This is a genomic window from Thioalkalivibrio sp. ALE23 (assembly GCF_000378545.1).
Classification (GTDB): Bacteria; Pseudomonadota; Gammaproteobacteria; order Ectothiorhodospirales; family Ectothiorhodospiraceae; genus Thioalkalivibrio.
In genome coordinates this window covers 304,406-323,083 of sequence record NZ_KB900035.1, presented here as the reverse complement: position 1 = coordinate 323,083, position 18,678 = coordinate 304,406, and the positions used below count along the sequence as shown (strand labels likewise).

Genomic DNA, 18,678 nt, shown 5'->3' with positions numbered 1-18,678 from the left:
AAGCTCGCCTGCCCCGTGTACTTCGCCCGGCCGTATCACAGCTGGGAACGCGGCTCGAACGAGAACACCAACGGCCTGATCCGGGAGTACTTCCCGAAGGGCACCGACTTCGCTCAGGTCAGCGAAGAACGAATCCAGGAGATCGAAGACAAACTCAACCTTCGACCGCGCAAGCGGCTCGGCTACCGGGCCCCGATCGAAGTGCTGGAGCAATCCTTACAGCGGCGACGCGCCGCATGACGTGGCGTTGCACTTATTGGTTGAATTCAGGACAGCTATCTGCTTTTCAAACGGAAAAGTGAATAAAAGTATAACGCGTACAGCGACGTTATCAGAGCCCGCCCCTCACTCTGCCCGATCCTAATCTCGTTCATGAGCATTATCAAAAGCACCACGGTTGCACTAAGTAGCCCCACGAACAGCGCGGGAGAAATCACCGCCCGAAAGTACGACCGCACAACCCCCGCGTAGAGCAATACGTGGAACGCCAGAAAAAGCGCCCCGCCAACCACACCGAAACTGGTCAGAATCTCCAGATAGATGTTATGAAAGTGCCCGTAATCCAGGCCCGCAGGATTCAGAATCATCGACCCGCTACCACCTCCCCAACCGAATACGGGCCGATCCAGTATTGCCTCCAAGCCAACCAGCCACATCGCCACACGAGATCCGAAGGACCCCCCGATCTCGGCTGATGTCGACCAGTCCAGGTACAAAAATGCCTGAAGCGCTTCCCATTCTCTGCTGAAGCGCTCAACGAAATATTCCATATTACTAAAAACTACCGCCGCCAGAATCACCAGCGCGAGACCGGAAAGGAATATTGTGGCTTTATTCATTCCACCGACGGCACGGCTCAACAACCCATACAACAGAAGGATCCCGAAACCAGCCGGAAACGCCAGCCAGGCGGTCCGTGAGCCGGACGTGTACAACATCATCACGAGACCCAGAAAGACCCCGGCACCAAGTATCCATTCCCAGCCTCGCAGCCGCCCCTTACGCTCGTAGAGGACCCACGAGAGCAAGCCCAGCATCAGCATACTGCTGAACATACCTAGATAATTCGGCGAATACCCCCAAACGGACCTGTCCCAGATATCTCCATCCAGCAGCGCCCCTACATCACCATCCACCCCCGCCCCAAAGAACAGGCCGACAACAAGGGTCACAAGGAATGGCTTGAGATGACCGGGGAAGCACCAGAGCCACCACCCCAGGAGGACAGACCACAAACCCCCTACCCGAAGCCAATGATTCCAGTTGGGGTTTATCGAATCATCAAGCGCAGGGGCAAACTGGAGATAAACCAGGGAATGCAAAAGAATATAGCCTGTTATGCCGACAGCCAGCCAGAACACTGGCTCGCATTTTATATCTGACCAGATACGCGGAAGAAGGAAAAGACTCCCGACTACCACCAGAAAGAGTCCCACATCGACAAGGGTAGTAGACCACGCCTGCGAGACCGCAAAAAGGTAGACCCCAAGGAAACCAACAACGATACCAACCCCATGAAACGACCGATAACGCCGCGCTTCCACGTCAGCCACCCTCAAGACTCACCCGCCGCAACGGAAGGGCGAAGCGCTCTGGCATACCGATACAGCTCGATATCATATGCACACATCTCGGAAACGCGATCACGAATCTCGGACGAATTTTTGATTTCCCGGGCGTACCGATCCGGAGCCGGGTTTCGCCGCTCGTGGGGGATCTTTATACGCGCGCCAACGAGGGCCTCAATCTGCTCCGCAAACAGCCTGATCTCATCCAGAAAACCAACCCCATCAAGTTCATGAATGGCGGCCTTTGCCTGTTTCACTGCCGCTTCCGTCTCGTACACGCGATCAGCGCATCCCCCTGTGAGGTATCGAACATATGTCGTCGCCTGGGATCGGGCCTCAGGCGACGAAAGATAAGAATCGATATCCAGCGATGTACGCATGTGAGGGGTCGTCTTGAAGCGGTTATAGAGAAAATTCGAGATAAAACGATCCACCGGATCACGAAGACAGGTCAGGACCTGATATCCGGCTTTCTGCAAACTTCTGATGCCACCTGTATACCACACATGCCCCGTGAGGTAGCGGGTCCCTGACTCGGCGGCGTAAAGCAGAAGATCCGAGCGCAGGCCCTGCATACGCTCCTCAAAACCAGGCGCGTTTATATCGTGGGTCCTTGCGGCGGCGTGTCGTGATTCGGCGGCCTTTACGTGATATCGCGACCCCCGATATCGGCGACCCACCGCCTTCGCAATGGAACTCCCGCCGGTTTTGGGAATATGGAGAAAGACGATTGCCTGATCGGGAGAACGAAACATGGGAATCCACCTTGAGGAATCACGAACGACGGAGCACGGACCGTAAAGGCGCCCGGGGCGAAGAACTGGCCCTAGCACCAACAGGGCTGCACCCCGTTCTCCTGCAACTGGTACGCGATCCTTGATCGCATGTCCGCCGGTCCCGGCCCCGATCGCGCGAGAATCCACCTGCGGTGGACAAAACGGACTTCCGCGGTGACCAACGACAGGCCGAGGACGAGGGCTGTATGGAAACGATGATTCCCATTGGGCACCTTGACCCAGCGACCTTCGCGATCGATGGCGAGGCCGATTTCATCTGCGGCAAGGTTTGGGACATAACCACTGGCCTTCATGCTTTGAAAAAGTGCGTGATATTGTCGGATGTAAGCGTCGCCTTCCTCAGCAGCCTTCCGCCTCGCTCGATCGACACTGCGGCCCTTGTCGCGAAAATAGCGAACGAGGGTTTCATGGCTGGCTTCAGGTTCAAACTGGTTATCGGCGAGCTCGCGGATAAGACGATATCCGGGATGCTGGGTCACAGGGATGGTTCGCCGGTCCCAGCTCCCCGAACGAAGCATCTCGGGCTGCCCGAGACCATTCAGACCAAACCGAAGCTTGTCCCAGGAGCTCCGCCTCACGAACGAACGGTCGATCGCAGTGGGGTCGACCGTGACCAGTAATCGGCCCGCGGTCACCTGCCTGCCGTCCGCTGCCATTTGAAACGATCGCCAAGGTAGTTTGGCAGCGCGCGCGGCAACGCGCTGAGCCACTGGACGCGGCTTGGCACCTCGTGCCATTGGGCAGAAAAATGGATGCCGCTGTGCAGAGCGTACCGTATGTACTCCGCATAATGCCGTCTGCGGACCGAACGGCTGAGATACATCTGATGATGGAGTAGGTCCGATTTCCAGTAGAGATACAGACCACGAACATGTCGTTGGCGCCGGGTCGAAGCCGTGCGCGTAAGCCCTCCTTCCTGGAATTCGATTTCCTGAAGGACCTCGTTGATGAAACGGACGCGCCAGCCCGCCGCAGAGAGCTGCTTCCACAGATAGCTGTCACGCATTCGGTCTTCCCCGGGCACTTCGGGATACAGGAAGTCACGGAGCACATCGACGCGCAGGGCGTGCCTCTTTTCTCCCGTCACCCCGTACCGACCGATCATCTCCAGGTAATAACCATCGACGACGTCAGAGGGATAGGCGCTGCCGTGCAGGCGCCCCTCCCCGTCGCGGCACAGGCCCTCGACACCCACAAAGCCCTCTCTCTGGTCCGGGGGAATCGCGGACCACGCCTCATGCACCCGAGCCAGGCATTCCGGAAGCAGAATGTCATCGGAGTCGAGCACCATCAGCAGTTCGCCACACGCCAGTCCAACCGCCCGGTTGTGCGCCCTATGCTTGCCTCCATTGGGCTGACGGTAGTACCGCACGGGAATATCGGAATCCTCCGCCCATTCACTCACGACCGTTTCAGTGTCGTCCTCGGACCCGTCATCGACCACCAGGATCTCGTAGTCCTGCAAGGTCTGCTCGCGTACACTGTCGAGCGCCCGGCGCAGGGTATGTGCACGGTTGTATGCCGGGATGAACACCGTGAAGGCGGGTGAATTTCGCATGAGCACAATACTACCAGAAGGCAAATGGCGCGCGCCCCGGCCAGATGCCTCCCCGCGCTACTGGTGGCGGGCACCAGCTACCCGATGAACGAATTCGCGACCGCCCCGGCCCCCATCGTGGAACGGCTTGAACGGCCAGCCGGCCAGGCCTGCATCTACGACGCCTCACGAATGGATCGCTGCGATCTTGCGCTGTTCGATCCCGTCTCCCCCGAACGACCGGGAGAGTGTTCCATGCTCGGGGACGGTCGCAGGCCGGTCCATCTCGTGCGCAGGGGTGGTCATGACTGGGTGCTACGGCACTACTGGCGCGGGGGGCTCATGGCGCATGTCCTTAGCGACCGGTACCTGAGAACGGGACTGGCCCGCAGCCGCCCCCTGCGGGAGTGGCGACTGTTGTGTACGTTGCATGAGCTCGGACTGGCGGTCCCGCGACCGGTGGCCGCCCGGGTCGAATTTCAAGGACCCTTCTGGAGGGGGGACCTGATCACGGAGTTGATACCCCATACCAGGACTCTTTTTGACGTAATCAAGAGCGAGGAGGACTCGCCCTCCACCTGGCACTCCGTGGGCCGCAGGATCGCGGCATTTCATCGCCACGGCGTCTGGCACGCGGACCTGAATGCACGCAACATACTGATCCAGAGAGGGAACAACGTCTGGCTCATCGACTGGGACAGAGGACGGCAAAATCCCGTCTGGAGCCTTTCGGGCAACCTGAAACGACTGGCGCGATCCCTGGAGAAATGGCCCGAAACCCGGGAACGGGCCCGAGAGGGCTGGACTCACCTGCTACAGGGTTACCACGAGGAAAGGAACCGCCATGGAGGATAAACGCCTGGCGGTTCTGGTCGCCTATACCGGAGACGGCGGCGTCGAAAAAATGATCAACCATCTGCTGCGCGGATTCGTGGATTCCGGCGTAACAGTGGATCTCCTGTTGCTCAAGGCGCGCGGGGGGCACCTGAAGGGCATTCCCGAAGAAGTCAACGTCATCCGGATCAATGCGCTGACCTCCATTCTGGCACTGCCGGCGGTGGTCCGATACCTGCGTCGTGAACGCCCGGCAGCGCTTCTTGCCGCCAAGGATCGGGCCGGTCGCGTGGCGCTCCTGGCACGAGCACTCGCCGGAGTGCCTGTACGTATCGTGCTGCGCATCGGGATGCACCTGTCCGGTTCTCTCCAGGGCAAGTCCCGGTGGCAGAAGCTGGCCCGTCATCTCCCCGTACGGTGGATATTCCCGCACGCGGACGCGATTGTGGCGGTAGCCCGTCCCGTTGCCGAGGACCTGGCCGAGATCGGCCGCCTGCCCCCCGAACGATTCCATGTCATTGCGAACCCCTCGATCCCGGCCGACCTGGAAACACTTGCACGTCAGCCCTTCGTGCATCCATGGCTGCCCCCTCGCCCTCGTGAGGTACCCGTGCTGGTCGCAGTTGGCCGTTTGAGGCCGCAAAAGGGTATGGACCTGCTGCTGAACGCCGTCGCCCGGGTACGGAAGAATCGGCAAGTCCGCCTCCTGGTAGCCGGCGATGGCCCGGATCGCAAACCACTGGAAGACGAAGCGAAGCAACTTGGAATCGATGACGTGGTGCAATTCACCGGCTTCGTGGAAAACCCCTACCCGCTCATGCGGGCTGCAGACGTGTTCGTGCTGCCCTCCCGTTTTGAAGGCTCCCCCAACGTCCTCGTCGAAGCGATGGCCCTGGGCACCCCGGTGGTAGCGACCGATTGCCCCAGCGGTCCCCGGGGCATCCTGCAAGATGGCCTTCTGGGCCCGCTGGTGCCGGTGGAGGACGTCATGGCCCTGGCCAGGGGGATCGAAGAAGCGATTGATCATCCCGCCCCGTCCGAGGACCTGCGCACTGCCGTGCGGCCATTCGAGGCGGAGCGAAGCAGTCGGGAATACCTGAGGGTACTGGACATCGAGCCGAGCTCACTCAACGCCCCGTGAACGGATACGCTTGACCGGAGACATCGCGGTTACAATACCGCCACCGATCCCTAGCAGCCCCGATCCATGCTGATTTCCTATCGCAAGAATTTCCTGTTCGTGCACATCGCCAAGACCGGCGGGACCAGTATCCGGGCGGCGCTGCGGCCGTATCGCTGGGGCGGCTGGTACAGCATCCCGCTGTGGGCGGCCAGCCAGGTCAGTCAGCTGACCCGGCCCCGGCACAAGCTGGGGCTGAAGTTTCCGCGCCACGCGAAGGCGATCGCGGCCAAGGAGATGCTGCCGGAACCGGTCTACCGCGAGCTGTTCAAATGCGCGATCGTGCGCAACCCCTGGGATCTGCAGGTCAGCTCCTGGCACCACATCCGGCGGGAGAAGCCCGAAGTACTGGAGGGCATAAGCACCTTCGGCGATTTCCTGCGGCTGAAGTTCGACCCCGAACGGCCGTACGACTACATGCTGGATACCTCGGCGGAGCTGCAGCACGAATACATCGTCGATCTGCAGGGTCGGGTGATCGTGGATTTCATCGGCCGCTACGAGAACCTGCACGAGGATTTCGCCACGATCTGTCAGCGCATCGGGATCCCGACGCCCGAGCTCCCGCATCTGCGCCGCGCCAGTGAACGCGACGACTACCGCAGCTACTACGACGACACCCTGGCGGAGATGGTGGCGCAGCATTACCGCCGCGACCTGGACTTGCTGGGCTACGAATTCGATGCCCCGACTTCCACAAACCGGTGACCGCCCGGAGATCCCGGGCCTCGGGACCCTCGCGCTGGAGGACTGCCTCCACGAGTACCCGGGCAAGCGGCGGATCTTTCGCGCCCGGTTGCCCGACGATCGGGCGGTGGTCGCCAAGTTCTATCTGGGGCGCATCGCGCAGTGGGCCGAATGGCGCCGTGGCACCCGCGGGGCGCGCCGGCTGGAGGCGGCCGGCGTACCGGCGCCGGCGGTGCACCACGCCGGCTACTGCCCGCAATACCGCGCGTGGCTGCTGGTGCTGGACCTGGTCGAGGCGGATACCCCCTGGCCCCCGCCCGGCGGCGATCCCGGGCACGAGGCCCATGCCCGGCTGCTGGCCACCCTGGCCGAACACCACCGCGCCGGCGTCGTGCAGAACGATCTCAACTGGCTGAACTTCATCCCCCGCGACGGAAAGCTGTACGCGATCGACGGGGACCGGGTACGCCAGCGTGGAGCCGCCCTCGGACGGCGAGCCGCCCTGCGCCACCTGCAGCGGCTGTACGCGTCCAAGACCCGCGTGCCCGAGGCGCGCATCCGCGAGGGCTTCCGGCGCTACCACGAATTGCGCGGCTGGGACGCGAGCGAGGCCGAACTGGAACGTTTCCTGCGGGTACTGCGCCACGCCCGCGTGCGCCATGCCCGCCGCGTTGCGCACCGCGCGGCACGCGGCTGGAAACACTACCCGCGCTTTCGCAGCGACGACCTCGGGATCATCCACGACCGGCGCAGCCTCACGCGCGAGCAGGCCGGCGAGATCGCCCGCCACCTGTACGCGACCGGCGAGCTGCCGGAGACCGTCGCCTCATCGGACACGCCCGAACTCTGCGCCCGGCGGATTGATGCACCCTGGCAGACCCTGCCCGCCCTGCTGCGCCCGGCCCTCACCCGCCGGACCGCGCGTCGGGTCTGGAGCCATGCGCTCACCCTCCGGCGGCTGGGGCTGGCGGCGCCACGGCCGGTGGCCGTGGTCGCCGCGGATCGCGGCATGATCTGGCTGGTCCAGGAAGCAATCGCAGACATGCACCCGCTGACGGACGGCGGCCCTCCGCCCGGACCGGAAGCGGCCGAGACCCTGTGGGCGGGTCTGCGGGACTACGGGATCCGGTTCCGCGGGCGGGACCCGCGCATGCTGGGCAGCGACGGCCAGGCGTTGTGGATCCTCGACCCGCTGCCGCTGGCCTTTGCCCGGCCGGGGGCGCGCGGTCTTCTGCGCGCCGCCCAGCGCGACCGGGAGTGGCTGCGGCAGGTCAGCGAGGCGCGCTGACCCGGCGCTGACGACGCGGGTGCGTCAGTCCAGACCCCAGCGACGCTCCTTGGCGTCGTTGGCCACGCGCCCGGGCCAGGCGATCACGTTCTGGATGCGCTGCATGTACGGCGGAATCACCTGCTTCCAGGCATCGTCCGGCCAGATCACGCTGCCCTCGGTCTTGCGGAAGACATCCGCCGAACCGATGTTGTGATGCGCCATCTCCGCCCAGGAGTCCAGCTGCGGGCGCTCGAACTCCAGCCCCAGGCGCTCCATCAGCTTCGGCAGCTGGTCCTCGGGGTCGTAGGCCAGCTTCTCGTAGTTCACCACGATGTGCGGCTCGTTGCGCAGCAGGCGGTACAGCCGCAGCGAACGGTGGGAATAGGAGAAGGTAGGGAGGTAGTTCTGCTGCTTGCGCTTGCGCAGCGACTGCGCCCGGCCACGCGGGTCGCGCAGCACGTGGATGGGCACCACGTCGATGTCGGGCGCGGCCATCAGCCGGCGCAGGCGCTGCACCGACTTGGAATTGTCGGTCACGAACGGCACCCCGCTGACCTCGGAGACCACCTCGAACAGCGTGCGGTTGTGCTCGTTGAAGCGCGCCGGGTCGCGCGCATGCACGTCCAGGGTCTCCAGATTGCAGCCCAGGCGCTCCTCCAGCCGGGCGTTGACCGCCGACCAGAACTCGCATGCCCAAAAGCTGGGCGCGCCGCAGGGGCAGGGATGCTTGCGCGCGTAATGCGCCAGGCGCCGGACCCCGCCCAGCGCGCGCACCTGGCTGTGCGCGTCCAGCAGGATGTCCAGCAGGGTGGAGCCGCTGCGACCCATGCCCACGAGATAGAGTACTTTCATGTGTCGGTGTTGCCTCAGTAATGGCCCTGCCGGATCCGCTCCATCACCGCGCTGGTCGAACAGCCGTCCACGAAGCCCAGCACCTCGACCCGGCCGCCGGCCGCGGTGACGGTATCATAACCCGCAATGTCTTCCGGCCTGTAGTCGCCGCCCTTCACCAGCACGTCGGGCAGCACCTCGCCGATCAGCGCCGCCGGGGTGTCCTCGGCAAACGGCACCACCCAGTCCACCGCGGCCAGGCCGGCGAGTACGGCCATGCGGCCCTCCAGCGGGGTCACCGGTCGTCCGGGGCCCTTCAGGCGCTGCACCGAGGCGTCATCGTTGACCGCCACCACCAGCCGGTCGCCGCGAGCCCGGGCCTGCTCCAGATAAGCCACGTGCCCGGCATGCAGCAGGTCGAAACAGCCGTTGGTCATCACGATACGCTCACCGGCAGCCCGCGCGCGCTCCAGCACGGCCATCAGCCCGGCGCGGGACACCACGCCGCGATCGGCGCCCTCCGGCTCGTGCCGCGCCGCGCGCAGTTCGTCCGGCGATACCGTCGCGGTGCCCAGCTTGCCGACCACGATCCCGGCGGCGAGGTTGGCCAGATGCATCGCATCCTCCAGCGGCTCGCCGGCCGCCACCGCGGCCGCCAGGGTCGCGATCACGGTGTCGCCGGCACCGGTCACGTCGAACACCTCGCGGGCGCGCGCCGACTGATGCACCGGCGGGCGGTCGGGACGGAACAGGGTCATGCCCTCCGCCCCGCGCGTGACCAGCAACGCCTCGATGCCATGCTCGCGGAGCAGATCGGTGGCCGCGCGTTCCAGCGCCGCCGTGTCCGGACAGGGACCGGCCACGGCCTCCAGTTCCGCGAGATTGGGCGTCACCAGGGTGGCGCCGCGGTAGGCGGAGAAGTCGGTGCCCTTGGGGTCCACCAGCACCGGACGGCCGGCGGCCCGTGCCGCGCGGATCAGCGGCTGCGGGTCGCGCAGCGCGCCCTTGGCGTAGTCGGACAGCACCACCACCTGACAGTCCCGCAGCAACGGTTCGAAATCCGCCAGCAGGTCACCGGCCGTGGCGCCGGGGAAACCGTCCTCGAAATCCAGCCGGATCAGCTGCTGATGGCGACTGATGACCCGCAGCTTGGTGATGGTCGCGCCCCCCGACCGGCGGCGGAACTGGCAGCGCACGCCGGCCTCCTGCAGCAAGGCGGACAGATCGGCCGCGGCGGTGTCGTCCCCGGTCACCCCCACCAGGTCGGGACGCCCGCCCAGAGCGGCCAGGTTCAGGGCGACGTTGCCGGCCCCGCCCGGACGCTGCTCGATGTCGCGCACGTGCACCACGGGCACCGGGGCCTCCGGCGAGATGCGGTCGGTCGCGCCGTGCCAGTAGCGATCCAGCATCAGGTCGCCGGCGACCAGCACGCGGGCCTGGTCCAGGGGGGGCAGGGTCATGGTCATGCGCTCGCGCCGGGGTTCCGCCGAGCGACAGTCCCCGGGCGCGAAATCAGTCGGCGGCGTCTTCGAGGATGTAGATCGTGCCGCAATAGGGACACTGGTAGCGCCCGTCCTCGGTCTCGTCGATCGGGATGTAGACCCGCGGGTGCGAGGCCCACAGCGCCGCCCTGGGGCCCGGGCAGTGCAGCGGAAGGTCCGCACTGGTGACCCGTACGGTCGTCTCGGCGTTGGCGGTCTCGTACTGATCCTGATGTTTGGCGGTTTCGGGATTCACCATGGTTCGGGTCTCGCTCCGGGTCGGGGTCGCGTGAATCAATCAGACGTAGGTCAGCCAGTCCTGATGGCGGGAATCGCGCCCATGGACCACGTCGAAGTAGCGCGACTGCAGCAATTCCGTGATGGGACCGCGGCTGCCGGAGCCGATCGGCCGGTCGTCGACCTCGCGGATCGGGGTGACCTCGGCGGCGGTCCCGGTAAAGAAGGCCTCGTCGGCGATGTAGACCTCGTCGCGAGTGATGCGCTTTTCCACCACGCGGAAGCCTTCCTCGGCCGCCAGCTCGATCACCGTGCGCCGGGTGATGCCGTCCAGCGCCGAGGTCAGGTCGGGGGTGTAGATCACCCCGTCGCGGATGATGAAGATGTTCTCGCCACTGCCCTCGGCGACATAGCCCTCAGTATCCAGCAGCATGGCCTCGTCGTAGCCACAGCGGGTCGCCTCCTGCAGGGCCATCATCGAGTTCATGTAGTTGCCGTTGGCCTTGGCCTTGCACATGGTCACGTTCACGTGGTGCCGGCTGAACGACGAGGTACGGATGCGGATGCCGTTCTCGATGCCGTCATCGCCGAGATAACTGCCCCAGCTCCAGGCGGCCACCATCACGTGCACCTCGAGGTTGTCGGCGCGCAGGCCCATGCCCTCGGAACCGAAGAAGGCCATCGGCCGCAGATAGGCGCTCTCGAGGTTGTTCTCGGTGATCGCCGCCTGCTGCGCGCGGTTCAGGCGCTCGGCGGTGAACGGCAGAGTCATGCCCAGGATCCGGGCCGAGTTGAACAGCCGCCGGGTGTGCTCCTCGAGGCGGAAGATGGCCGGTCCGTGATCGGTAGGATAGGCCCGAACGCCCTCGAACACCCCCATGCCGTAATGCAGGGTATGGGTCAGCACATGGGTCTTCGCATCCCGCCAGGGCACCATCTCGCCATCCAGCCAGATCACCCCGTCCCGGTCGGCCATCGACATCGCTTGTGTCCTCTGTTTCGTGTTGTTTCGTCGGGTCAGGCCCCGGAATCGACCTCGGATTCGCCCCCGGATTCGATATCGGGGCCGGCGTCGCCGAACACGCTCTCCCAGGCACGCATCACCCGCTCGCGCACCGCTTCCAGCTCCGCATCCGGCTGTTCCACGCGGGCGTCGCGCCCGGCCAGAGTCAAACGATGGATGCGGTTGCGCAGGTCGCGATAGGCATCGGCCAGTTCGCTGCTGAACCCGGCATCGATCACCCCACTGGCGCCCAGGGCCTCCAGGGTGCGGATCTTGTCCGGGTATTCGCAGACTGCCGGATGCTCGTGCGCGGCAACCAGAACCCAGTATTGAACCATGAATTCGATGTCGGTGATACCGCCACGGTCGCGCTTGAGATGGAACCCTTCACCCGGTTTCGACGCGTGCTCGGCCAGCATGCGCCGGCGCATCTCCACCACCTCCTGGCGCAGCGCATCGGCGTCGCGCGGGCGGGTCAGCACCTCCCGGCGCAGCGCGGCGAAATCCTCGCCGAGCAGGCGATCTCCGGCCACGAAGCGCGCCCGCACCAGTGCCTGGTGTTCCCAGGTCCAGGCCGACTCGTCCTGATAGCGACGGAACGCCTCCAGCCCGGAAACCAGCAAACCGGCCGTACCCGAGGGGCGCAGCCGCGTGTCTACTTCGTACAGCCGCCCCGAGGCGGTGAACGCCCCCAGCAGGTGCACCACCCGCTGGGCGACCCGGGCGAAGAACTCGCTGTTGTCGATCACCTTCGGCCCGGCGGTGCGCGCGCTGGCGCTGTCGTCGCTGTCGTGCAGGAACACCACGTCGAGATCCGAACCGTAGCCCAGTTCGAAGCCGCCCAGCTTGCCGTAACCGATAACCGCGAAACGCGCCGGACGGCAGGCGCTGGCATCCTCGCCACACTGCGGCGCGCCGAAACGCTCCACCATGTGTTCCCAGGCCAGATGCAGCACCTGTTCCAGCAGCACCTCCGCCAGCCAGGTCAGATGGTCCGAGACCTTCATCAGGGGCAGGTAGCCGGTGATGTCGGCGGCCGCCACGCGCAGGGTCTGCACCTGTTTGAACTGCCGCAGGCGGTCCAGCATCTGCTCGTGGTCCTGCCCCGGGAAGCGCGCCAGCTCGTCTTCCAGTTCCGCCTGCAGGCCCTCGCGGTCGGGCGGGGCATACAGCGCGCGCGGATCCAGCAACTCGTCCAGCAGCAGCGGGTGCCGGGTCAGCTGGTCGCCGATCCACGGGCTCGCACCCACCAGACGCACCAGCTGTGACAGTGCCAGCGGGTTTTCCACCAGCAGCGACAGATACACCGAGCGCCGCGCGATGGTGCGGATCAGCTGCAGCGCCCGCGGCAGGACATCGTCGGGGGCATCCTGCTCGCCGATGGCCCCCAGCAACAGCGGCATCAGGCGGTCGAGGCGCTGGCGCCCGGTGGTGCTCATCGCGCGCACCCCGGGGCTTTCGCGCAGATCATGGATGCCGGCGAAGGCCGACCCGGGATCGTTGAAGCCGAGTCCGGCCAGCGCCTCACGGGCTTCCTCCTCGTTCAGGGTGCCCATCCACAGGCGCTGGATCTGCTGCTCGCGATCGGCCTCCGGCGAGTCCTCCATGCTTTCTTCGCCGGCACGCTGCGGGGCGACGAAGACCTGATCGAAATGGGCATGGACCCGGTGCTGTTCGCGTACCAGGGCGGCCTCGAAACTGCCCTCGTCCTCGAACCCCATGGCCAGCGCCAGGCGCGCGCGGTCATCGCCCTCGCGCGGCAGGCGGTGGGTCTGCTGGTCGTTGAGCATCTGCAGGCGGTTTTCCACCCGCCGCAGGAAGCGATAGCCGCGTTCCAGCTGCTCCACCACGTAGCCCGGCAGCAGCTCGCGCTCGCCCAGCACCCGCAGCACGCCCAGCAGGTCGCCCCGCTGCAGGGCCTGGTCGCGCCCGCCGCGGATCAACTGGAAGGCCTGGCCGATGAACTCGATCTCGCGGATGCCGCCCTCGCCGTGCTTCACGTCCTCGAACCGGCCCTTGCGCGCGGATTCGTCGTTGATCATCTGCTTGAGCTGGCGCAGGTTGGCCAGCGAGCCGTAATCCAGGTAGCGGCGATAGATGAACGGCCGCAGCCGACGCATCAGGCGTGCCCCGGCCTCGCCGTCGCCGGCAATCACCCGCGCCTTGATCAGCGCGTAGCGCTCCCACTCGCGGCCGTGGGCCTGGTAGTAGTCCTCCATCGCGTCGAAATGCATCACCAGCGGCCCGCTGTCGCCGAACGGCCGCAGGCGCATGTCCACGCGATAACAGAAGCCGTCCGCCGTCACCTCCGACAGCGCGGCGATCAGCGCCCGGCCGAGTCGCTGGAAATAGGTCGGGTTGTCCAGCGGCTTCGCGCCGTCGGTCTCGCCGTTGTCCTCGAAGGCAAAGATCAGGTCGATGTCCGAGGAGAAATTGAGCTCGCCGCCGCCCAGCTTGCCCAGCCCCAGCACCACCAGCGACTGCGGCGAACCGTCCTCGGCGCTGCGTGGCTGGCCGTGGCGCGCGCGGTACCGCGCATCCAGCCATCCCAGCGCCGCGCCGATCAGGCCGTCCGCCAGGCGGCTGAGGTCGTGCATCACCTCTTCCAGATCCGCCGCGCCGGCCAGATCCCGCCAGCCGATCCGCAGCAGCTCGCGGTGGCGCGTCTCGCGCAGGGCCCGGCGCAGGCCCTCCTCGTCCTCCGCGGCGTCCACCCGGGCCTGCAGGGCGGCATGAAAGTCCGCGTCGGTGCAGGCCGGCATGCGGCCCTCGGCATCCAGCGCCTCCAGCAGGTAGGCCGGATGGCGCCGCACCGTCTGCGCCAGGTAGTGGCTGAAGGCCAGCGGCCGGTGCTCGGCGGGGGGCGAGTCCGGCGCTATGCCTTCCGCGGGTTCCAACTCCTCCCACAGGCGCCGGATCTCGTCCTCCAGCGCGGCGGGCAGCGGGGCGGGGGTCTGCGGCAGTGGCTTGTCCATGGGTCTCAGATTAGGGAAACACCGATCGATGTGCACGTCCGGGTCGGGCCGCCGCGAGAAACAATCCGGATGATGGGACTTGACCACGGAAGCTAATACAAATAACAATCGTTCTCGCTTTTATGGCGAATCAACTACAGGAACCAACCGTCTCGAGGACCAACAGCCATGCGTACCCGCCCCCTGAACTGGATCATCGGTGCCGCCGCCACGGTGGCCATCACTCTGCCGCTTGCTGGCTGTGGCCCCGACGCCGATAACGGTGCCGCGGACGCCGGTGAGGTCAATCTCTATTCCGCACGTCAGGAACAGCTCATCCAGCCGTTGCTGGAACGCTTCACGGACGAGACCGGGATCGAGGTCAACCTGGTGACCGGGGGTGCCGACGCCCTGCTTCAGCGGCTGCGCCAGGAGGGACGCAATTCGCCCGCCGACGTCTTCATCACCGTGGATGCCGGCCGCCTGCACCAGGCCCATGCGGCCGGGGTTCTCCAGGGCATCGAGAGCACGACCCTCGAGAACAACGTCCCCGAGCGCTACCGCGACCCGGATGGCGAGTGGTTCGGCCTGTCCATGCGCGCCCGCCCGATCATGTACCACACCGACCGGGTCGACCCGTCCGAGCTGTCGACCTACGAGGCCCTGACCGACGAGCAGTGGGAAGGCCGGATCTGCATCCGCTCCTCCGACAACATCTACAACCAGTCGCTGGTCGCCTCCATGATCGCCACCGAGGGCGAGGACGCAGCCCAGCAGTGGGTCAACGGCATCGTGGCCAACATGGCCCGGCGCCCGCAGGGAGGTGACCGCGACCAGATCCGCGCGGTGGCCGACGGCGTGTGCGACATCGCCATCGCCAACACCTACTACCTCGGCATGATGCTGGAAGGCGAAGGGCGTGATCGCGAAGTGGCCGAGCAGATCGGGGTCTTCTGGCCCAATCAGGACGACCGCGGCACGCACGTGAACATCTCCGGCGCCGGGGTCACCGCCCACGCGCCCAACCAGGAGAACGCGGCGCGGCTGATCGAGTACCTGACCTCCGAATCCGCCCAGGAGTGGTACGCCGAGGCCAACCAGGAATACCCGATCCGCGACGACGTTCCCGCCAGCGACATCCTCGCCGGCTTCGGTGATTTCGTCTCCGACGACATCGACCTGTACCTGCTGGGCGAGAACAACGCCGAGGCGGTGCGCATCCTCGACCGGGGTGGCTGGCGCTGATCCCGCCTGACCCGGAGACCCCCGCAGCGCCCCGGCCACCCCGTGGTCGGGGCGCTTGCGTGTGGCCCCCCGGAGCGCAGCAGTGGCCGTACTCCCCGCAGACTGCGGGGTCACCCATGGAATTCGAAACAAGAACCTTTACTATTTGCACTCCATGACCCAAGCCACCACCAGCACCGGGGCCCGCATGCCCGCCTTCCGCCGCCCGCGGCTGCCGCTCAGCCCGTGGTCGCTGGTGGCGGTGATCACCGCGCTGGTCCTCGCCCTGCCGGTGCTGGTGATCTTCGGACACGTGTTCATCCCCGCCGGCGAGGTCTGGGAACACCTGCGCCAGACGGTGCTGGCCGACTATGTCACCAACTCCCTGGTGCTGCTGGTCGGGGTCGGGATCGGCGTACTGCTGATCGGCGTGCCGGTAGCCTGGCTGATCAGCATGTGCGAGTTTCCGGGCCGCTCGGTCTTCCAGTGGGCGCTGATGCTGCCGCTGGCGATGCCCGCCTACATCATCGCCTACACCTACACCGGCATGCTCGACTTTTCCGGGCCGGTGCAGGGGCTGATCCGCGAGCTCACGGGGCTGGGCTACGGTGAGTACTGGTTCCCCGAGATCCGCTCGTTGGGCGGCGCCATGGTCATGCTGCTGCTGGTGCTCTACCCCTACGTCTACCTGCTCAGCCGGGCGGCCTTTCTGGAGCAGTCGGTCTGCGTGCTGGAGGTCTCGCGCACGCTGGGCGCCGGCCCCTGGGAGGGCTTTCGCCGGGTCGCACTGCCCCTGGCCCGTCCGGCGATCATCGCCGGGCTGACCCTGGCACTCATGGAGGTGCTGGCCGACTACGGCACCGTGGCCTATTTCGGTGTCAGCACCTTCACCACCGGCATCTTCCGCACCTGGTACGGCCTCGGCGATCCGGCCGCGGCCGCCCAGCTGGCGGCCGTGCTGCTGAGCTTCGTCTTCATACTGATCCTGCTGGAGCGCTGGTCGCGCGCGAAGGCCCGCTTCCACCACACCAGCCGGCGTTATTCCACGCTGCCGCGCTATCGCCTGCGCGGCTGGAAGGCGACCGGGGCGTTTCTGGCCTGCCTGCTGCCCATCCTGTTCGGCTTCCTGATCCCGACGGCGCAGCTGGCCCTGTGGGCGATACAGACGACCGATCAGTGGATGAATCCGCGGTTCTACGGTCTGGTGTTCAATACCTTCTGGCTGGCGACTGCCGCCGCGATCATCGCCGTCGCCCTGGCTCTGGTGCTGGCCTACGCCCAGCGCATGGAGGGAGGACGGATCACCCGCGTGGCGGTGCGCATCGCCGGCATGGGCTACGCGGTACCGGGCACGGTGATCGCCATCGGCATCATGATCCCGTTCGCGGCCTTCGACAACGCGCTGGACAGCTTCATGCGCGAGACCTTCGGCGTCAGCACCGGACTGCTGCTGTCGGGCACGGTGTTCGCGCTGCTGTTTGCCTACGCCGTGCGCTTCCTCGCGGTGTCGCTGCAGACCGTGGAAGCCGGGCTCGGCAAGATCCAGCCGAGCATGGACGACGCCGCGCGCTCGCTCGGCCTGCATCCGCTCAAGACCCTGTGGCGGGTGCACATGCCGATCATGCGCGGCACCCTGCTGACGGCACTCCTGCTGGTGTTCGTCGACGTCCTCAAGGAACTGCCGGCCACGCTGATCCTGCGGCCGTTCGATTTCAACACCCTGGCGGTGCGCGCCTTCGAGCTGGCCGGGGACGAACGCCTGCGGGAGTCGTCCAGCGCCGCCCTCGCCATCGTGCTGGTGGGGCTGGTTCCGGTTATCCTCCTGTCGATGACCATCGGGCGCTCGCGCCCCGGCCAGGGCGCCGAAACCGCGCAGGCCACCACCGACGACCCCGACCGCCGCCCGCGTTCGCGGCCGCTGGCGATGCCCGCGGGCACGGCTGCGGACCCGCGCGCCGACGACCCACAGGAACGCTGATGCAGGTACCCCATACGCCGCTTCTGGATCTCGACCACGTCGACATCGGCTACGACGGGCAGCCGGTCGTCCACGACGCCTCGCTGCAGCTCCCGGAGGGCCAGATCGGCTGCCTGCTGGGCCCCTCCGGCTGCGGCAAGACCACCCTGCTGCGTGCGATCGCCGGCTTCGAGCCGGTGATGCGCGGCGAGGTCCGCCTGAACGGTCAGGCCATGAGTCACCCGGGGTTCACCCTGCCCCCGGAAAAACGCGGTGTGGGCATGGTGTTCCAGGATTTTGCCCTGTTCCCGCACCTGTCGGTGGGCGACAACCTGCGCTTCGGCATCCGCCACTGGAGCCGCGAAGCCCAGGACGAGCGGGTCCGGCAGCTGCTGCGGCTGGTCGGCCTGATCGGCTATGAACCGGGTTACCCGCACGCCCTGTCGGGCGGGCAGCAGCAGCGCGTGGCGCTGGCCCGCGCGCTGGCGCCGCGGCCGGGCCTGCTGCTGCTGGACGAGCCGTTTTCCAGCATGGACGTCGAGCTGCGCGGCGAACTGGCGCGCGAGGTGCGCGAAATCCTGCGCGCGGAGAACACCACCGCGGTCCTGGTGACCCACGATCAGAACGAAGCATTCGCCTTCGCCGACCGCATCGCCGTCATCCACGAGGGGCGCATCGCCCAGCTGGACAGCGCCTACAACCTCTACCACCGCCCGGCCAACCGCTTCGTCGCGGATTTCATCGGCGAGGGCACCCTGATCCCCGGCATGGTGGAGCCCGGCAATCAGGTCGACACTGCCCTGGGCCACCTGCAGGGCCCGCTGTCGGAGGCGCTGCCCCCGGGGACCGCAGTGGACGTGCTGGTTCGCCCGGACGACATCGCCATCGACAACGAGAACGGGGAGGTCCGCACCGAGGTGCTGGACAAGGCCTTCCGCGGCGCGGATTTCCTCTACACCCTGCGCCTGCCCGATGGCCTCAGCGTGCAGTGCATGGCACCGTCCCACGACAACTTCGTGATCGGGGAGCATGTCCGCCTGCGCCTGGATTTCTCCCATCTGGTGGTATTCTCGCGGGAAAGCGGCGTCGACTGCCCGAGCGGCTGACCCTCGCAGGAA

17 protein-coding genes are annotated in these 18,678 nt (G+C 66.2%); 8 read left to right on the top strand and 9 right to left on the bottom strand.

Annotation, left to right across the window (positions count from 1 at the left end):
• Nucleotides 1-240: IS30 family transposase (locus F573_RS0111865; RefSeq protein WP_019022757.1), on the top strand; the 240-nt coding region annotated here is incomplete at its 5' end.
• A 35-nt stretch (nt 241-275) separates the two neighbouring features.
• Here F573_RS0111865 and F573_RS0111860 read toward each other — a convergent pair.
• The 4 genes from F573_RS0111860 to F573_RS0111845 form a co-directional block, all read right to left on the bottom strand.
• Nucleotides 276-1,553 (bottom strand): O-antigen ligase, encoded by a 1,278-nt coding sequence (locus F573_RS0111860; protein ID WP_231384414.1) that lies wholly within the window; start codon nt 1,551-1,553, stop codon nt 276-278.
• Nucleotides 1,554-1,555: 2 nt separating this feature from the next.
• Complete coding sequence (locus F573_RS14890) at nt 1,556-2,323, bottom strand: sulfotransferase family 2 domain-containing protein (RefSeq protein WP_081617413.1); 768 nt, start codon at nt 2,321-2,323, stop codon at nt 1,556-1,558.
• Between the two features lie 71 nt (nt 2,324-2,394).
• Nucleotides 2,395-2,844, bottom strand: a complete 450-nt coding sequence (locus F573_RS15085) for a hypothetical protein (RefSeq protein WP_155986657.1) — start codon at nt 2,842-2,844, stop codon at nt 2,395-2,397.
• 152 nt (nt 2,845-2,996) lie between these two features.
• Entirely contained in the window at nt 2,997-3,923 is a 927-nt protein-coding gene (locus F573_RS0111845) for a glycosyltransferase family 2 protein (RefSeq protein ID WP_019022754.1), read from the bottom strand.
• A 24-nt stretch (nt 3,924-3,947) separates the two neighbouring features.
• On the opposite strand from F573_RS0111845, the gene F573_RS0111840 reads away from it, so the two are divergent.
• The 4 genes from F573_RS0111840 to F573_RS0111825 all read left to right on the top strand — a co-directional run bounded on the left by F573_RS0111840 (nt 3,948) and on the right by F573_RS0111825 (nt 7,891).
• Nucleotides 3,948-4,757, top strand: coding sequence for a 3-deoxy-D-manno-octulosonic acid kinase (locus tag F573_RS0111840; RefSeq protein ID WP_018869781.1), 810 nt, complete (start codon nt 3,948-3,950; stop codon nt 4,755-4,757).
• Nucleotides 4,747-5,877 (top strand): glycosyltransferase, encoded by a 1,131-nt coding sequence (locus tag F573_RS0111835; RefSeq protein ID WP_019022753.1) that lies wholly within the window; start codon nt 4,747-4,749, stop codon nt 5,875-5,877. Before F573_RS0111840 ends, F573_RS0111835 begins: the two co-directional genes overlap by 11 nt.
• A gap of 66 nt (nt 5,878-5,943) precedes the next feature.
• Nucleotides 5,944-6,624, top strand: coding sequence for a sulfotransferase family 2 domain-containing protein (locus tag F573_RS0111830; protein ID WP_019022752.1), 681 nt, complete (start codon nt 5,944-5,946; stop codon nt 6,622-6,624).
• A complete protein-coding gene (locus F573_RS0111825; RefSeq protein WP_026300899.1) occupies nt 6,599-7,891 on the top strand; it encodes a hypothetical protein in 1,293 nt (430 codons plus the stop codon). The genes F573_RS0111830 and F573_RS0111825 overlap by 26 nt, the downstream gene beginning before the upstream one ends.
• 24 nt (nt 7,892-7,915) lie before the next feature.
• Here F573_RS0111825 and F573_RS0111820 read toward each other — a convergent pair whose 3' ends face one another.
• From F573_RS0111820 to glnE, 5 genes are read right to left on the bottom strand one after another with little or no spacing between them, the layout of a single operon-like run.
• The gene (locus tag F573_RS0111820) at nt 7,916-8,725 is read right to left on the bottom strand and encodes a sulfotransferase (protein WP_019592832.1); all 810 of its coding nucleotides are present in this window, start codon (nt 8,723-8,725) and stop codon (nt 7,916-7,918) included.
• 14 nt (nt 8,726-8,739) lie between these two features.
• Nucleotides 8,740-10,170 (bottom strand): bifunctional D-glycero-beta-D-manno-heptose-7-phosphate kinase/D-glycero-beta-D-manno-heptose 1-phosphate adenylyltransferase HldE, encoded by a 1,431-nt coding sequence (gene hldE, locus F573_RS0111815; protein ID WP_019022749.1) that lies wholly within the window; start codon nt 10,168-10,170, stop codon nt 8,740-8,742.
• A 46-nt stretch (nt 10,171-10,216) separates the two neighbouring features.
• Nucleotides 10,217-10,444 carry a zinc-finger domain-containing protein gene (locus F573_RS0111810; RefSeq protein WP_018869775.1) on the bottom strand — a complete coding sequence of 76 codons (228 nt, stop codon included), beginning with the start codon at nt 10,442-10,444 and terminating at the stop codon, nt 10,217-10,219.
• Between the two features lie 39 nt (nt 10,445-10,483).
• On the bottom strand, nt 10,484-11,404 hold the full coding sequence (locus F573_RS0111805; RefSeq protein WP_019022748.1) for a branched-chain amino acid transaminase: 921 nt from the start codon (nt 11,402-11,404) through the stop codon (nt 10,484-10,486).
• Nucleotides 11,405-11,439: 35 nt separating this feature from the next.
• Nucleotides 11,440-14,400 (bottom strand): bifunctional [glutamate--ammonia ligase]-adenylyl-L-tyrosine phosphorylase/[glutamate--ammonia-ligase] adenylyltransferase, encoded by a 2,961-nt coding sequence (gene glnE, locus F573_RS0111800; protein ID WP_019022747.1) that lies wholly within the window; start codon nt 14,398-14,400, stop codon nt 11,440-11,442.
• 168 nt (nt 14,401-14,568) lie between these two features.
• Here glnE and F573_RS0111795 point away from each other — a divergent pair, with 168 nt between their 5' ends.
• The 3 genes from F573_RS0111795 (at nt 14,569) to F573_RS0111785 (ending at nt 18,666) form a co-directional block, all read left to right on the top strand.
• Nucleotides 14,569-15,624: a Fe(3+) ABC transporter substrate-binding protein gene (locus F573_RS0111795; RefSeq protein WP_019022746.1), complete on the top strand. Its 1,056-nt coding sequence runs from the start codon at nt 14,569-14,571 to the stop codon at nt 15,622-15,624.
• Between the two features lie 154 nt (nt 15,625-15,778).
• Nucleotides 15,779-17,581 carry an iron ABC transporter permease gene (locus F573_RS0111790; protein WP_019022745.1) on the top strand — a complete coding sequence of 601 codons (1,803 nt, stop codon included), beginning with the start codon at nt 15,779-15,781 and terminating at the stop codon, nt 17,579-17,581.
• Nucleotides 17,581-18,666: an ABC transporter ATP-binding protein gene (locus tag F573_RS0111785; RefSeq protein ID WP_019022744.1), complete on the top strand. Its 1,086-nt coding sequence runs from the start codon at nt 17,581-17,583 to the stop codon at nt 18,664-18,666. Before F573_RS0111790 ends, F573_RS0111785 begins: the two co-directional genes overlap by 1 nt.
• Nucleotides 18,667-18,678: the final 12 nt, after the last annotated feature.

Bases quoted from the DNA above. Each gene is read 5' to 3' on its own strand.
- F573_RS14890 (WP_081617413.1), bottom strand. From the start codon at position 2,323: ATGTTTCGTTCTCCCGATCAGGCAATCGTCTTTCTCCATATTCCCAAA.
- F573_RS0111805 (WP_019022748.1), bottom strand. From the start codon at position 11,404: ATGTCGATGGCCGACCGGGACGGGGTGATCTGGCTGGATGGCGAGATG.
- F573_RS0111835 (WP_019022753.1), top strand. From the start codon at position 4,747: ATGGAGGATAAACGCCTGGCGGTTCTGGTCGCCTATACCGGAGACGGC.
- glnE (WP_019022747.1), bottom strand. From the start codon at position 14,400: ATGGACAAGCCACTGCCGCAGACCCCCGCCCCGCTGCCCGCCGCGCTG.
- F573_RS0111795 (WP_019022746.1), top strand. From the start codon at position 14,569: ATGCGTACCCGCCCCCTGAACTGGATCATCGGTGCCGCCGCCACGGTG.
- F573_RS0111830 (WP_019022752.1), top strand. From the start codon at position 5,944: ATGCTGATTTCCTATCGCAAGAATTTCCTGTTCGTGCACATCGCCAAG.
- F573_RS0111810 (WP_018869775.1), bottom strand. From the start codon at position 10,444: ATGGTGAATCCCGAAACCGCCAAACATCAGGATCAGTACGAGACCGCC.
- F573_RS0111845 (WP_019022754.1), bottom strand. From the start codon at position 3,923: ATGCGAAATTCACCCGCCTTCACGGTGTTCATCCCGGCATACAACCGT.
- hldE (WP_019022749.1), bottom strand. From the start codon at position 10,170: ATGACCATGACCCTGCCCCCCCTGGACCAGGCCCGCGTGCTGGTCGCC.
- F573_RS0111825 (WP_026300899.1), top strand. From the start codon at position 6,599: ATGCCCCGACTTCCACAAACCGGTGACCGCCCGGAGATCCCGGGCCTC.
- F573_RS0111790 (WP_019022745.1), top strand. From the start codon at position 15,779: ATGACCCAAGCCACCACCAGCACCGGGGCCCGCATGCCCGCCTTCCGC.
- F573_RS0111820 (WP_019592832.1), bottom strand. From the start codon at position 8,725: ATGAAAGTACTCTATCTCGTGGGCATGGGTCGCAGCGGCTCCACCCTG.
- F573_RS0111840 (WP_018869781.1), top strand. From the start codon at position 3,948: ATGGCGCGCGCCCCGGCCAGATGCCTCCCCGCGCTACTGGTGGCGGGC.
- F573_RS0111785 (WP_019022744.1), top strand. From the start codon at position 17,581: ATGCAGGTACCCCATACGCCGCTTCTGGATCTCGACCACGTCGACATC.